17 protein-coding genes are annotated in these 14,708 nt (G+C 60.1%); 7 read left to right on the forward strand and 10 right to left on the reverse strand.

The genetic code is table 11. The annotated features are described in order from the left end of the window. Nucleotides 1-9 precede the first annotated feature (9 nt). Together Q7W83_RS19655 and Q7W83_RS19660 are read right to left on the reverse strand one after the other, a co-directional pair. Entirely contained in the window at nucleotides 10-786 is a 777-nt protein-coding gene (locus Q7W83_RS19655) for a class II glutamine amidotransferase (RefSeq protein WP_150634635.1), read from the reverse strand. A gap of 30 nt (nucleotides 787-816) precedes the next feature. After that, on the reverse strand, nucleotides 817-1,314 hold the full coding sequence (locus Q7W83_RS19660) for an MFS transporter (protein WP_150634634.1): 498 nt from the start codon (nucleotides 1,312-1,314) through the stop codon (nucleotides 817-819). A 249-nt stretch (nucleotides 1,315-1,563) separates the two neighbouring features. On the opposite strand from Q7W83_RS19660, the gene Q7W83_RS19665 reads away from it, so the two are divergent. Both Q7W83_RS19665 and Q7W83_RS19670 read left to right on the forward strand, forming a co-directional pair. Then, on the forward strand, nucleotides 1,564-3,618 hold the full coding sequence (locus tag Q7W83_RS19665; protein ID WP_473656590.1) for a S9 family peptidase: 2,055 nt from the start codon (nucleotides 1,564-1,566) through the stop codon (nucleotides 3,616-3,618). A gap of 88 nt (nucleotides 3,619-3,706) precedes the next feature. Next, complete coding sequence (locus tag Q7W83_RS19670) at nucleotides 3,707-4,180, forward strand: Crp/Fnr family transcriptional regulator (protein WP_150634632.1); 474 nt, start codon at nucleotides 3,707-3,709, stop codon at nucleotides 4,178-4,180. A 10-nt stretch (nucleotides 4,181-4,190) separates the two neighbouring features. Here the strand turns inward: Q7W83_RS19670 and Q7W83_RS19675 are convergent, their stop codons facing one another. Beyond that, nucleotides 4,191-4,481: a hypothetical protein gene (locus Q7W83_RS19675; RefSeq protein ID WP_150634631.1), complete on the reverse strand. Its 291-nt coding sequence runs from the start codon at nucleotides 4,479-4,481 to the stop codon at nucleotides 4,191-4,193. Nucleotides 4,482-4,574: 93 nt separating this feature from the next. Here Q7W83_RS19675 and Q7W83_RS19680 point away from each other — a divergent pair, with 93 nt between their 5' ends. The 4 genes from Q7W83_RS19680 (at nucleotide 4,575) to Q7W83_RS19695 (ending at nucleotide 6,832) form a co-directional block, all read left to right on the forward strand. After that, nucleotides 4,575-5,261, forward strand: coding sequence for a spermidine synthase (locus Q7W83_RS19680; protein ID WP_150636375.1), 687 nt, complete (start codon nucleotides 4,575-4,577; stop codon nucleotides 5,259-5,261). Between the two features lie 48 nt (nucleotides 5,262-5,309). Continuing rightward, nucleotides 5,310-5,681: a YajD family HNH nuclease gene (locus Q7W83_RS19685; RefSeq protein ID WP_017336997.1), complete on the forward strand. Its 372-nt coding sequence runs from the start codon at nucleotides 5,310-5,312 to the stop codon at nucleotides 5,679-5,681. Between the two features lie 211 nt (nucleotides 5,682-5,892). Next, nucleotides 5,893-6,363: an RNA methyltransferase gene (locus Q7W83_RS19690; RefSeq protein ID WP_473656594.1), complete on the forward strand. Its 471-nt coding sequence runs from the start codon at nucleotides 5,893-5,895 to the stop codon at nucleotides 6,361-6,363. 91 nt (nucleotides 6,364-6,454) lie between these two features. Further along, on the forward strand, nucleotides 6,455-6,832 hold the full coding sequence (locus tag Q7W83_RS19695; RefSeq protein ID WP_150630881.1) for a YgaP family membrane protein: 378 nt from the start codon (nucleotides 6,455-6,457) through the stop codon (nucleotides 6,830-6,832). Between the two features lie 111 nt (nucleotides 6,833-6,943). Here Q7W83_RS19695 and Q7W83_RS19700 read toward each other — a convergent pair whose 3' ends face one another. Further along, complete coding sequence (locus Q7W83_RS19700; protein WP_150630882.1) at nucleotides 6,944-8,173, reverse strand: hypothetical protein; 1,230 nt, start codon at nucleotides 8,171-8,173, stop codon at nucleotides 6,944-6,946. Between the two features lie 18 nt (nucleotides 8,174-8,191). Then, a complete protein-coding gene (locus Q7W83_RS19705; RefSeq protein WP_150630883.1) occupies nucleotides 8,192-8,641 on the reverse strand; it encodes a YcgN family cysteine cluster protein in 450 nt (149 codons plus the stop codon). Nucleotides 8,642-8,921: 280 nt separating this feature from the next. Here Q7W83_RS19705 and Q7W83_RS19710 point away from each other — a divergent pair, with 280 nt between their 5' ends. Further along, nucleotides 8,922-9,515, forward strand: coding sequence for a nitroreductase family protein (locus Q7W83_RS19710; RefSeq protein WP_150630884.1), 594 nt, complete (start codon nucleotides 8,922-8,924; stop codon nucleotides 9,513-9,515). 140 nt (nucleotides 9,516-9,655) lie between these two features. On the opposite strand, the gene Q7W83_RS19715 is transcribed toward Q7W83_RS19710, so the two are convergent. The 5 genes from Q7W83_RS19715 to Q7W83_RS19735 all read right to left on the reverse strand — a co-directional run bounded on the left by Q7W83_RS19715 (nucleotide 9,656) and on the right by Q7W83_RS19735 (nucleotide 14,640). Continuing rightward, a complete protein-coding gene (locus tag Q7W83_RS19715) occupies nucleotides 9,656-10,588 on the reverse strand; it encodes a D-2-hydroxyacid dehydrogenase (RefSeq protein WP_473656598.1) in 933 nt (310 codons plus the stop codon). Between the two features lie 120 nt (nucleotides 10,589-10,708). Continuing rightward, the gene (locus Q7W83_RS19720; RefSeq protein WP_007898694.1) at nucleotides 10,709-11,002 is read right to left on the reverse strand and encodes a YcgL domain-containing protein; all 294 of its coding nucleotides are present in this window, start codon (nucleotides 11,000-11,002) and stop codon (nucleotides 10,709-10,711) included. Then, on the reverse strand, nucleotides 10,999-12,132 hold the full coding sequence (rnd, locus tag Q7W83_RS19725) for a ribonuclease D (RefSeq protein WP_150630886.1): 1,134 nt from the start codon (nucleotides 12,130-12,132) through the stop codon (nucleotides 10,999-11,001). Before rnd ends, Q7W83_RS19720 begins: the two co-directional genes overlap by 4 nt. Nucleotides 12,133-12,255: 123 nt before the next feature. After that, nucleotides 12,256-12,918, reverse strand: a complete 663-nt coding sequence (locus Q7W83_RS19730; RefSeq protein ID WP_150630887.1) for a class I SAM-dependent methyltransferase — start codon at nucleotides 12,916-12,918, stop codon at nucleotides 12,256-12,258. A 72-nt stretch (nucleotides 12,919-12,990) separates the two neighbouring features. Continuing rightward, nucleotides 12,991-14,640 (reverse strand): phosphoethanolamine transferase, encoded by a 1,650-nt coding sequence (locus Q7W83_RS19735; protein ID WP_150630888.1) that lies wholly within the window; start codon nucleotides 14,638-14,640, stop codon nucleotides 12,991-12,993. Between the last annotated feature and the right edge of the window lie 68 nt (nucleotides 14,641-14,708).

A 14,708-nucleotide genomic window follows, 5' to 3' on the forward strand; every position in this document is an offset into this window, starting at 1 on the left:
AAAGAATCCTTATTCGGTCTTGCCCTGGCGGACGCATTCACCGCGTCGCCAGAGGCTCCATTGGCCCGGTTCGTAGCGGGTCCAGGTTTCGTTTTCGGTCAAGGGCTCGGTGGCGATCACCGTGACCACGTCGTTGGGCGTGGTTTCGGCCTGGAAATCGACAATCACGTCGACATCCTTCAAGCGCGCCGGGCCGAACGGTGCGCGACGGGTGATTTGCGCCAGTTTGGTCGAGCAGTAACAGAACAGCCAGTCGCCGTCGCTGAGCAGGCAGTTGAACACCCCTTTGCTGCGGTATTCGGCGCAGGCAGCCACCAGATCCGGCAGCAACGCTTCGATCTCGACCGGTTCCGGAAACGCCGCGCGCACGCGATTGAGCAAATCGCAAAAGGCCGCTTCGCTGTCGGTATCGCCGACCGGGCGGTAAAAGCTCTGGGTCGGTTGAAAGTCCGCAAGTTGGCCGTTGTGGGCGAAACACCAGTTGCGGCCCCACAGTTCGCGCACGAACGGATGGGTGTTGGACAGGCAGACCTTGCCGACGTTGGCCTGGCGGATATGCCCGATCACCACTTCACTCTTGATCGGATAGCGCTGCACCAGGTTGGCGACTTCGGACTCGCAGCTGGCCGCCGGGTCCTGGAACAGCCGCAGGCCACGCCCCTCATAAAAGGCGATGCCCCAACCGTCACGGTGCGGGCCGGTGCGGCCGCCGCGTTGCATCAGCCCGGTGAAGCTGAACACGATATCGGTCGGCACATTGGCGCTCATGCCCAATAACTCACACATGCTCGGACTCTCTGAAAGGCAGGGGCAAGGTTACAAACGCGGTTCGACCCGCATGCGCTGAGGGTTGCTCGGGACCGGCGGACGTCCATAACGGTCATCACCGGCACCGCCGAAAGGATGATTGTCATCAGGGTCGTCGGCCTGCGCCGCAGCCTTGGCGGCCGCCGTGCGCTCCTTGCGAGCGTTGGAAGCGCGTTCGATGGGGAAACGGATCGCCACGAATACCAGGTAAATGCCGAAGGCGATCATGCCGTACATGAATAGATCGGAGATCGCCCGCCAGGCGTTGTTGCCGACCTTGAACGCGAGGTCCAGGGCGGTGATGGCGATGGCCGGCGCGACTTTTTCCTTCACCGGATCGATGATCGTCGGGCTGAACAGCAACACGGCGACCAGCAGCCGCAGGGGCTCGCGCAACCAGCGCCACATCCAGCGGGTCATGCGCATCCACACCAACAGGCAGCCTAAAGCGGCGAAGGCGTAAAGGCCCCAAGCGATCAGATAGTCGTTCTCGGTCATGGTGTCCATGGCAAGGCAGGCAAAGAGGCGCTTATAGTAACGACTTTTCGCACATCAGGCTTGTCCCAATGCCAGTCGGTCAGGACACAAACCCTGTAGGAGCGAGCTTGCTCGCGATGAGGTCAGTACATTCAACATCCATGTTGTCTGGCAGTCCGCCATCGCGAGCAAGCTCGCTCCCACAGGGACCGCAGAGGCATCAAGATCTGCATATCGCCTGCGAAACCCTCTATTCCGTACATCGTCCGAGAGCCCTTCATGCCCCAATCCGCCAACATCACCAGCGCCCCGATTGCCCACAAGGCTGAAGGTTCTGACCCGTATGCCTGGCTGCAGGAACGCGACACCGACGCGGTGCTCGATTACCTCAAGGCTGAAAACCGCTATCTAGAGGCGCACACCGCCGATCAGGCCGGTCTGCGCGAAACCCTGTTCGAAGAAATCAAGGGTCGGATTCTCGAGACCGACCTGTCGCTGCCCTCCCCGTGGGGCCCGTATCTGTATTACACGCGCACCACGGCCGGTGACGAATACGCCCGTCACTACCGCTGCCCGCGCCCGGCGGATGACAGCCTGCAACTCGACGAAAGCCAGGAACAGTTGTTGCTGGACCCGAACGAACTGGCCAACGGTGGCTTCTTTTCCCTTGGTGCGTTCAGCATCAGCCCGGACCATCAGCGCCTGGCCTACAGCCTCGACACCACGGGCGATGAGATTTACACGCTGTTCGTGAAGGAATTATCCAGCGGCCGCGTCAGTGAACTGGAGTTCGCTGACTGCGACGGCAGCATGACGTGGGCCAACGACAGCCTGACGCTGTTCTTCGGCGAACTGGACGACACCCATCGCCCGCACAAGCTGTTCCGCTATCGACTGGACGGCACAGCGGCCGAAGAAGTGTTCCATGAGCCGGACGGCCGCTTCTTCATGCATTGCTACCGCTCGAGTTCGGAACAGCAATTGTTGCTGGCGCTGGGCAGCAAGACCACCAGCGAAGTCTGGGTGCTCGATGCGTTCCAGCCGCAGCAGGCGTTTACCTGCATCGCGCCGAGGGTTGAAGACCATGAGTACGACGTTGATCACGGCGCACTCGACGGCCAATGGACCTGGTTCATTCGCACCAACCGCGACGGTATCAACTTTGCCTTGTACACCGCTGTCGATACCGGCATTGCGCCGACCGAAGCCGACTGGCAGAACCTGATTCCCCACAGCGACACCACGATGATCGATGGCATGAGCCTCAACGCCGGGGCCATGAGCCTCAGCCTGCGTGAAGGTGGCTTGCCGATCATCGAAGTTCACCCGCAAGGCCTGCCGAGCTACCGCGTGCAATTGCCCGATGCGGCCTACAGCCTGCATGTGCAAAACAGCCTGGAATTCGTCAGCGACCGCATCCGTTTGCGTTACGAAGCGCTGAACCGTCCGGCGCAGATCCGCCAACTGGACCTGGTCAGCGGCGAGCAGAAAGTACTCAAGGAAACCCCGGTGCTCGGCCCGTTCGACGCCGACGCTTACGTCAGCCAACGCCTGTGGGCGACCGCACCGGACGGGACTCAGGTGCCGATCAGCCTGGTGGTCAAACGTGAAGCCCTCGGTAAGCCAACGCCACTTTATCTGTACGGCTACGGCGCCTACGGCGAAAGCCTCGACCCGTGGTTCTCCCATGCGCGCCTGAGCCTGCTGGATCGCGGCGTGGCGTTTGCCATTGCGCACGTGCGTGGCGGCGGCGAGTTGGGTGAAGCCTGGTACCGCGCTGGCAAACAGGAACACAAGCACAACACCTTCAGCGACTTCATCGCCTGCGCCGAGCACCTGATCGCCAACGGGTTCACCACCTCACCGCAATTGGCGATCAGCGGTGGCAGTGCTGGCGGGTTGCTGATCGGCGCGGCGCTCAACATGCGGCCGGAGCTGTTCGGCGCGGCGATTGCCGAAGTGCCGTTCGTCGATGTGTTGAACACCATGCTCGACCCGGACTTGCCGCTGACCGTCACGGAATACGACGAGTGGGGCAACCCTGAAGAGCCGGACGTTTATGATCGGATCAAGGCCTACGCCCCGTACGAAAACGTCACCGCGCAGGCGTATCCGGCGACGCTGGTGATCGCCGGCTACAACGACAGTCGCGTGCAGTACTGGGAAGCGGCGAAGTGGGTCGCGAAATTGCGCGCGACCAAAACCGACGACAACCCGCTGCTGCTCAAGACCGAATTGGGCGCCGGGCATGGCGGAATGAGTGGCCGATATCAGGGATTGCGTGACGTAGCGCTCGAATACGCATTTGTTTTCGGGGTTTTGGGGATTGCCTGAGGAACTTGGTCCGGTGAATGAGTCTTAAGATCAGACACCGGACTGAAGACCCGAACCTCGCACAGACACAAAAAAAGACCGTGACGACATGTCAGAACCGACCTTACTGAACAACGAAATCCGTGACTGGCTGATGGACTGTGGCCTGTTCGATCAACTGCTGCCCGCCGACTTCGCCGCCGCCTCGGGCTACTTCAGCATCAGCACGGTGGCCGAGGGCGAAGAGATCTTCCACGAAGGCGATGCCGGCAGCTTCATGTGCATCATCCACACCGGCCAGGTCGCGGTGCAAAAAACCAACAGCGACGGACAATTGGTGACCATGGCCACCCTGCGCAGCGGTCGGGCGTTCGGCGAGATGGCGGTGCTGGATGGCGAACGCCGCTCCGCCAGTTGCGTGGCCGCGAGCAATTGTCAGTTGCTTAACCTGGGCAAGGACTCGATGGAAAAGATGCTCAACGATGCGCCGAAAATCGCCGCCAAGATCATCCGCGCCCTCGCCGTCTCGCTGTCCAAACGCCTGCGCATGGCCGACGGGCAACTGCTCTCGCAGCAGGTTTAACTGCGCGGGCTCAACCGCCGGGCGACTTAATCTTCGTGCGGTTTTGCTCAAGGCCCGGCAAGGGCTGGTCCTTCGGCGGGCTGGGCACTTCAATCGGTGGCAACAGCGGCGGCCCGCCACTGCCGGGTCCGGCCTTGGGCACGCTGTTGGGGGTGATTTGCGGGTACGGGGTCGGCGTTGCGGTACCGGGCGAACCGGGCAGCGGCGACGGGCTGGTGGGAATGGTTTGCAGCTCCTGGGCCTGCACTGCAGTTATCGAGAGCGCGGCCAAGGCAATGACCGTTAGAATGGTGCGCTTCATCAATGGCTCCGTTGGCCTTGTTGTCTGTTTGCAGGCTACTCCCAACTGCGTTCGTTTGCCTTCCCCAATACCCAATCTTCTCAAGAGAGCTCCATGAAACGTTTCGTTCTGCTCGACACCGCACCCATCCCTGAAAACGGCGGTGCCCTGTGCCTGTTCGAATACGGTGAGGATTTCGTCATCAAGATCCAGGGCGGCGACGGCGGACAATTGATGAATACGCGCATGCACGGTTCCGAAGATGCGCTGGCCGAAATCCCCTGCCGCAAGGTCGCTGGCCGGCCGAACTCGCGGGTATTGATCGGTGGGCTGGGCATGGGGTTCACCCTCGCGTCAGCCCTCAAGCATCTGGGCAAGACCGCAGAAGTCGTGGTCGCCGAACTGGTGCCCGGCGTGGTCGAGTGGAATCGCGGGCCATTGGGCGAAAAAGCCGGGAACCCGTTGCTGGATAAACGCACGGTGATCCGCATGGAAGACGTGGCCAACGTGCTGCAAACCGAACCGCAAGGTTTCGATGCGATCATGCTCGACGTCGACAACGGCCCCGAAGGCCTGACCCAGAGGGCCAATAGCTGGCTCTACTCTGCGGGTGGCTTGAGCGCTTGCGCCAAAGCCCTGCGGCCAAAAGGCGTGCTGGCGGTCTGGTCGGCCAGTGCCGACAAGCAGTTTTCCGACAAATTGAAGAAGGCCGGCTTCAAGGCCGAGGAAGTCCAGGTCTTCGCCCACGGCAACAAAGGCACCCGCCACACCATCTGGATTGCCGAGAAGCTCAAGGGCTGAGCTAAACTTCGTTCATAACCGTCATTAGTCTTTTACAAAGGTGAACCCATGAGTTCGTCAACGCCGACCAACACTTCGAAGCTGGACCGCATCCTCGCCGACAACCAGCGCGACAAGGAAATGGGTTACCGCGACAAAGCCCTGAAGATGTACCCGCACGTGTGCGGCCGCTGCGCCCGTGAATTTTCCGGCAAGCGCCTGAGCGAACTGACCGTGCACCACCGCGACCACAACCACGACAACAATCCGCAGGATGGTTCGAACTGGGAATTGTTGTGCCTGTATTGCCACGACAACGAGCACTCGCGGTACACCGATCAGCAGTATTTCGATGAGGGCTCGCTGAGCACGCCGAAGATTGCCAAGGCGACGCATAACCCGTTTGCGGCGTTGGCGGGGTTGATGAAGAAAGACGACTGAATATCTTCATTGTCTGACCTGGCCCCATCGCTAGCAGGCTAGCTCCCACAGGGATCTTCTGTGCACATAAGTATTTGTGAACGCCCTGGATCCAATGTGGGAGCTAGCCTGCTAGCGATAGCAATTGCCCAGGCACCACAAGTCTCCAAACCGAACACCCCTCCCCCAATCCCCGTATAATCGCCGTTTTTTCCCCGAAGGCACCCCGCTCGTGGCAGACAAACGGTACAGCTGCATTGGTTTGTTCAACCCCAAATCACCGGAAAACGTCGGCTCGGTCATGCGCGCCGCCGGCTGCTACAACGTGGCGTCCGTGTTCTACACCGGCAAGCGTTACGACCGCGCCGCCGACTTCGTCACCGATACCAAACGCGTCCACTACGACATCCCGCTGATCGGTATCGACGACCTGAAAAAGATCCTGCCGCTGGGCTGCGTGCCAGTGGCCGTGGAACTGGTCGAAGGCGCCCGTTCGCTGCCGGAATACACCCACCCGGATCGCGCGCTGTACATCTTTGGCCCGGAAGACGGCTCGCTGGATAAAGAGATTCGCGACTGGTGCGAAAACGTGGTCTACATCCCGACCACCGGTTGCATGAACCTTGCGGCCACGGTCAACGTCGTACTCTATGACCGCATGGCCAAGGGCCTCAATACCCGCTCCGGGCCGAAATTCCGCTGAATCGACGCACATCCGATGGAACAAGCCGCCCGCCTCGGCAGTCAGCTTAATTATCTATTCTTGAAGCAGCCCTTCCAGCAGGAGACAGATCATGAGCGAACTCAAACGCGTGGAGCGCATCGAATCCACCCCGTTCCAGACCCATTCAAACCATAACGTCCACGGTTGGGAACGCGCCGGCTCCCTCGCTGGTGGCCTGGTGATGGTGGGCAAAGGTCTGCGTCGCGGCGGTATTTTCGGATTGATCCAGGTGGCCATCGGCGGCGTAGCGCTGGCCCGTGGCATTACGGGCCACAGTTCGGCCAAGAGCCTGCTGGAGAAGAGTCGTCAGGACATGAATAACGTGCGGGCGAAGATCGAGCGTGCCGGTGAAGACCTGGCTCGGTTGAAAGCGAATGCCGAGGCGGCGACCAACACCGCCACCGTGACCGGGAATGATTCGCTGAAGTCGCCGAAAGCCGGGGTTTGATCCCGAATATTCGTTGAGGCTTATGGCCTCTTCGCTAGCAGGCTAGCTCCCAAATTGGTTCCGTGTACGACGAAGCTCCAGTGTGGAGCTAGCCTGCTAGCGATGGCGGTGTCACTGAATCAAATCGGTATCAAGGACTTTTGAAGACTCGCCAATCACACTCTCGGCCAGTTGCACGAATTCCTTGGTATCCACACTTTCCAGATGCATCGCCCCGCGCAACACATCGTCCAGCGAGCGTTTGTTACGGGTTTTAATGCGAATTTCCTGATCCAGTTCACTCAGCAACAAGACCGCTTTGCCAATCTGTGCCGGGCTGACCTGCTCGCCCCGCAACGTCGTGACCTTCTGGCCATCCTTGGCCAACTTCCTGCGCAAACTCTCATACCGTTCATCACTCATGCCACCGGCGCGGCGCACCAGCTCGATGGCGTAGTACTCGGCAAAGCCTTCGCTGATCCAGTCGCTGCGCTGCTTGTCGTTGATCCGCCCGAACACCTGGGCCAACTCACGCACCAGCGCACTGCTGCCACTTTCACTGACCAGCGGCAGACGCGAATTCAGATAGATCGACTCTCGCGCCGCCAGGCTGCCGCGCCACATCGGGTCATTGGCGCCGACAATCAGCAGTTTGGCGGGATGGCGCGGGAACACGGCCTGCACCTGCGGCCAGACGAATGTCAGCAACGTCAGCACGTCCATGCGGCGCATGCCCTGACCCTGAGGCGAGGCGACGGTGACTTCGGTTTCCCCAAGTCTCGTGCGCCGGCTGCCGAGGTGACCGGCAAGCATCCAGCCGGTTGGCCGGTCGAACAGACGGGAGACGTTATCGATGCGGAATTTGTTCTTGCCGATCCGTGGCCAGGCGGTTTCGACACTTTTCCAACCGGTGGGCAATTCGAATTCGAGGCGTGAGACCAGTTCGATGCCGTCCTGCTGATCGAGTTTGGCGGCGGGCACCAGATCATCGCCGCGCATCAACGCCCAGGTCGGGGTCATGCGCGTATCGAAGCTGCCGCTCTTGCGGCCGTGGCTGATGCGCACGCGGTAGGTCAGGCTCGCCTTGTCGGCCGCCGGGCGCCAGACACCCCGGGCCTGTTTGCCTGGCGTGAGTTGCCATTGGCCGTCGGCCTTGAAGTCGCTGTAATGGCTGCCATCGTCGAGGTCGAAATCCAGACTGCGCACCGCCGAACCCTGGGCCAGCGTCAGGCGCACTTCAGCCTGATCGCTTTGCGGCAACAGGCGCACGTGGTAATCCAGATCGACTTTCTTCGCCGCCCACACCGGCGAACTCAGGGCCAGTAGCCCAACGGCCAACGCCAGCCGCAATCCCACAGCCATACACACTCCTTTGTAAAACTAACCCGCCCGGAAAATCAGATGGTCTTCCCAATCGTCCTCGGCCACGCTGCCTTCGGCGAGCATGCGCCCGGACTGGGAAATGCGTTCGTGATGCACCGCGTCGCGATCACCGCACACCAAGTGGTGCCAGAGTGGCAAATCCTTGCCTTCGCTGACCAGGCGATAACCGCAGGTGGGCGGCAGCCATTTGAACTCATCGGCCTTGCCCGGCGTGAGCTGGATGCAGTCCGGCACGAATTCGCGGCGGTTCGGGTAATCGCTGCACTGGCAGGTTTTCAGGTCCAGCAACTTGCACGCGATGCGCGTGTAATAAACGCTGTTGTCCTCTTCATCCTCGAGCTTTTGCAGGCAGCACAGACCGCAACCGTCGCACAGCGACTCCCACTCCTGCTGATCGAGTTGATCGAGGGTTTTGCGTATCCAGAACGGTTCGACTTTGGCGGCCATGGCTCAAGCATCAACATCAGGTGGTGAAAAGGCCGCCAGTCTAGTGCCAAGGCCCTTGCGGGCCAAGCATTGGCGACTGCCGGTAGACCGGGACTTGTCAGATATTGCGCCGACCAGTAGCTTTGCCAGTCGCAAGGAGACAGACCTGCGTGCCATTAACGCCCTACTGCGTTGCATTCAGATGAAGTGCCAGGCTCACGAAAAACCTCATCGCCCAGCCTGACTGTGCCCGCCGGTTTTTAATCGACTTTCTCACTCAAACGTCGCAAGGAATCTCTGCATGAGTGCCAACCCACGCGTTGCCGAATATGCCATCCACCCTCAATTCACCGATCGCTGGTCGCCCCGGGCTTTCACCGGCGAAACCATTCCCGAAGAAACGCTGCTGAGCTTTTTCGAAGCCGCACGCTGGGCACCCTCGGCCTACAACTCGCAGCCGTGGCGGTTTCTCTACGCGCGTCGCGATACGCCGAACTGGGAGCGTTACCTGGGCCTGCTCAACGAGTTCAACCGCAGCTGGGCGCAACATGCCTCTGCGCTGGTGATCGTGATCTCGAAAACCACCTTCACGGCGCCCGGCGCCACTGAAGAAACCCCGGCCCTGTGGCACACCTTCGACACAGGTTCAGCCTGGGGCCATCTGGCGTTGCAAGCGAGCATCAGCGGCTGGCACACCCACGGCATGGCCGGTTTCGATCAGGAGCTGACCCGCAAGGTGCTGAACATTCCTGAAGGTTACGCACTGCACGCGGCAGTGGCGGTGGGCAAGTTGGGGGACAAGGCGACACTGGCGGATTACCTGCAAGCGCGCGAAGCGCCGAGCCCGCGTCGTCCATTGAGCGAGTTGGCGGCTGAAGGCGACTTCACCCTCTAAGCCACACCGCAAACAACTGTGGGAGCTAGCCTGCTAGCGATGAGGGAACGTCAGCCAACAATGATGTCGACTGATACACCGCCATCGCGAGCAGGCTCGCTCCCACAGTGGGTTTCGCACACTATTCAAGCAAAGTGGATTCAATACCCGCGATTGAAATCGACTTCCCCGCGCAACGCCTCGCCCGCCTGATACGCCCGCACATTGTCGACAAACAGCTTAACCATCATCGTCGGTGACGTCGGCGCCGAACTGTGGCCGGTCAGCAACAGGCCCCAGGCCGTCCAGAACGGGTGACGTTGCGGCAGCGGCTCCTGACGGCAGACGTCGATCACAGCGCCCGCCAGATGCCCTTCCTTCAAGGCTTCCACCAGATCCGCATCGACTACCGCGACGCCGCGCCCGACGTTGATAAACAAACCGGTCGGCTTGAACTGCTTGAACAGCGCTGCGTCGTACAGGTCGTGGGTGGTCGGGGTGTTCGGCAGCAAATTGATCACGTAATCCACTTCACCGACCAGGCGTGGCAAGTCCGCCAGCGCGCCCACTTCGACAAACGGCGCCTGCTCGCGAGCTTCACTGGCGATACCATACAACTCGACGCCAAACGGCAGCAGGAACTGCGCGACGGTCTGGCCGATATCACCGGTGCCGACGATCAGCGCCTTGCGTCCCGCCAGGCTTTGGCCCTGACGGCTGTCCCATTTGCGCTCGACCTGACTGACCAGCCGCGGCAGCACTTCGCGCTCGTGGCCGAGCATGTAGGTCAGCACGTATTCGGCCATCACCTGACCGAAAATCCCCACCGCGCGGGTCAGGCGATAGTGACGCGGCAAGCCGTCGGCGAGCAGCGGCGTGATGCCGGCCCAGGTCGACTGCAACCATTGTGGCTGATGGCCCTGACGCAGCAATGTCGCCAGGAGGTCCGGCTGGCCCAGCCAGATCGGACAATCGGCAGCCTGGCTGGCCAGTTCGGCGGAGTCACCGCTGGTCAGCACTTCCAGATCAGGTGCTGCCTGACGCAGCAGTTGGGCGTACACAGGGTGGTCGTGTTCAGCAATCAGAACGCGCATGGTTCAAACCTTTCAAAAGCAGCGCAGATAGCCGCCGAGGGAGTATCGCTCCCTCGTCGCGGCCATCGCCAAAATCATTCCAGTGTTTCACGCAGACTCTGAACAGAGCCTGTCTGCCGATCACATCGGATCGTTGCGTCGCAACAGCTCTTCCGGCAAGTGTTCGATGTATTCGTCTTCGGCCGGCGGCATTTGCAGGTGGTAACCCTGCTTCTCGAGGTTTTCCAGGACCACGGTGATGTCCTCGCGCGACAGCTTGCGCTCGGGGGTCAGCACCAGATCGAAGGCGTGGTGAGGTTTGCCGAAAGCGGCCATCAGACTTTCCGGAACGCGCTCCAGTGCATCGCTTTTGAGCACATAGAGGTACATCTCGTTTTTCTTCAGGCTTCGATAGATGGAGCAGATACGTTTCAAGGCTGTTCTCCGGCGGTGGCCAGGCTGTCGAGCAGCGCCTGGCCCATCAATTCGCGGCGCCAGCCACGCAGCGAATCAGGCAATTGGTAAGGACCATTGGGGTAGCCGCTCTTGAGCAGCGCTTCCAGGGTTTTCTTGCGCAGCATCAGTTCCGGCGCAACGTTCAGTCGCTCGGCTTCGGCCTGACCGAGCGCACGCAACTGCTTGATCAGCACCGCAGCGTCCACCGGCAACGGCTCCGGCACGGCAGGCGGCCATTGATCTGGCGACACACTGCCAGAGCGCTTGATCAGATCAAGCAGAAATTCGCCGTCCTGACGCACGGTACGCGGGTGCATGTCTTCGATTTTCGCCAACGCGCCGAGGTTGTCCGGTTGCGTCCGCGCCAGCGGCCACAGGGAATGTTCACGAATGATGCGATTGCGCGGCAGATCACGGGCGCGGGCTTCGCGTTCACGCCAGGCGCAGAGTTCGCGCAAAACGGCGAGTTGAGCGCGAGACAACTTCCAGGCCAGTTTCGCTTCGCGGTAAACCTCGTACGGATCGACCTCACGACGCAGGTTCGCCACCAGCTCGGCGCCGTCTTCCAAGACCCACGCGTACTTGTCGTCAGACAGCTTCGGACGAAGCTGTACGAAAACTTCCGCCAGATGCAAGGCGTCTTCGGCGGCGTAGCTGATCTGGGTGTCGGACAGCGGACGTTGCAACCAGTCGGAACGGGTCTCGCCCTTGGGCAGGTCGATGCCGAGCACTTCCTGCACCAGCCGCGAATAACCCATGGAGAACCCGAGGTTCAGGTACGCAGCGGCGAGCTGGGTGTCGAACAGCGGCGTCGGCAGGCTACCGGTCAGGCGCAGCAGGACTTCGAGGTCTTCGCTGCACGCATGCACGACTTTGACCACGGCCGGGTTTTCCAGCAGTGCGGCCAGGGGTTGCCAGTTGTCGATGGTCAACGGGTCAATCAGGTAAGCGCGTACGCCATCGCCGATCTGCAGCAAACCCGCGATCGGATAAAAGGTGTCGACCCGCATGAATTCGGTGTCGAGGGCAACGTAGGGCAGCTGCTGCCACTCGGCGCAAAACCGGCCGAGGCTATCGTTGTCGCGAATCCAGTGAATATCGATGGCCACACGGCTCTCCCTTGAAGAATGGCGCGCAGTATATATCGCCCCCGGCGATTTCCGCGCCTCCACTGAACAAGAGCTTTAGCGAAAACACCTGCTTGTTAGCAAGAATTGTCTGACAGAGGGAGGTTATCTGGCCTTACGCAGCACGTAGACCCGCATCCGCGTGTAACCGGGGAGGAAGTCCTGGTGGCTGAGTAAACGGAACCCCGCCTGTTTGAACTCGGCTTCCACCTCGGCCTTGCTGGCCGACTGCCGGGCATGAACGCCTTGTGCAGCGGGCTGCCGGCGCCTGAAGTGAGCATCGATGCGCACCGCGACAATCACGGTGTCGCGGCTGACCCGGTGGAACTCGCCGAGCATGGCCGACCGATGCTCGGCGCTGGCGATGTGCTGAAACAGTTGCATGCAAAAAATGCAGTCCACCGCATTCGCCGACAAACCGATGGTGAACGCCGAACTCTGAAAGGTCTTGACTCGTTTCAACAGGTATTGCGGGTGATGGGTGGGGGCATGATCGAGCATGTCCTGCGACGGATCGGACGCCAGGATCACCCGGTTTGCATGTTCGGCCAGCACCGGCCAGAAACGTCCGGCCCCGCAAGCGACGTCAAGAATCAACCCCGGCTCGCCAGCCACTTTGAGCGCGTTGCGCACCAACTGCTCGTCACGCCAGAACGCCAGGCGCCCGGCAAGACCTCGCGGGTGCGGCTGCTGACAGACGCGCGCGTGTTCCTGGTCGTAGCGCCGGGCGAACTCAAGCTCGATGGCGGATGGCGGCTGAGGGGACATGTGTAATTGCTCTGTAGGAAAATCCACCGGCCGCAGGTTAACGGTCGACACGTGAAAAAAAGGTCGTTGCCCTCACTCTTTGGCCAATACACCGTCGATCACCGCGCCACGGCAACCGGCAAACAGGTCCAGATCCTGGTTGTAGACTTTGCTGTTGACCTCCAGCAGACCGAGCATCGAATGGAACAGGTTGTCCTGGCTCAGCGGCTTTTCACGGCTCAACTGAAGGCAATGGGTGTCCACCGAAAACGACTTTTGATAGCTGTCCGAGAACCAGGCCAGCATCGCCACATGCTTTTGTTGATCCGGCGCCAGCATGTAAGGTGTGCCGTGGAGGAACAGGTTGTATTCGCCCAGTGATTCACCGTGGTCCGACAGGTAGAGCATCGCGGTATCGACTTTGTCCTGGTTACTGCGCAACAGATCGATCAGGGTCGACAACACGTGGTCGGTGTAAACGAGGGTATTGTCATACCCATTGACGATACTTTCGCGGCTGCAATTATTCAGCGCATTGCTTTCACACACCGGCGTAAAGCGTTCGTACTCTTTCGGGTAGCGCTTGAAGTACTCCGGGCCATGACTGCCCATCTGGTGCAACACCAACACCGTGTCTTTATCCAGGGTGTCGATGAAGTGCTGCAAACCTTGCAGGAGAATTTCATCGCGGCATTCACTATTGGCGCAAAGCACCGGGTCCTTCAGGTTACTGACATCGTCGAGGGTGACACGGTCGCACGTGCCTTTGCAGCCCGACTGGTTATCGCGCCATATCACCTCGAGGCCTGCACGCTTGAGCACATCCAGCAGGCCCTCTTCGTTCTTGGCCTTGCTCGCGTTGTAATCCTTGCGGCCCATGTTGGAAAACATGCAGGGCACCGACACGGCCGTTTCAGTACCGCAGGAATGCACATCGGTATAGGCAATCAGGCCTGCTTCCTTATCCAGTTTTGGTGTGGTGTCACGGTTGTAACCCAGCACGCCGAAGTTCTCGGCCCGGGCACTTTCTCCCACCACCAACACGGTCAGGGATTTGCGGCCGTGCGCTTGCCAGGTCGGATTTCTCTCGGCATCTTCACCGATTTTGACGAAGGGCTGCCGGGCAGAAGCGACTTGCTCACCCAGGTAGCCGAACGAGGCGCCGATGTAGTTGCTCGGGACCACCATCAAACGCAACTCATGGTGATTACGAAACAGCGAGGACAGGCCTTGATAGTTAACCAGTGCGACGCCACCGATCACCGCAGCGGACGCAACACTCACCAGTACTTTACTGAGTAACTCACGGTGCCAGCGGCGGTAATTAATCGGTGTCATCCACAACAACCACGACGGTAAAACCCCGAGCAAAACAATATAAACAAGTAACTTTATCGAGAGTAAGTCACGCACTTCCGTGGCATTGGTTTGCGCAAAGTTACGCAACATGCCGGTGTCAATCAGTGCGCCATACTGGCCCATGAAATACGCCACCCCGGCGCTGATCATGAAGAGTAGGGTCAAGACTGGTTTCAGCAACGGGCGGAACGCCAGCAGGGTCAATACGATGTTGAAAGCAGCCAGAATCATCAAGCCGAAAGCCACGCGCATGACGACGCCGTGTCCGTCGAACGCGGTGATTTCAAACACATGTTGCCAGAGAACTAAATTAAAGCCTGTCAATAAAAAGGCGCTGGCAATCAACGTTACCCACTCGGGGCGAACGGCTTTGAATTTCCACATGATAGTCGGCTGTTCCTGAAAAGAAGCGCCGTCGGTAAATGTAAAAATTTCATTTACCGCGACAGCAG

This window comes from Pseudomonas sp. 300, from assembly GCF_055803035.1.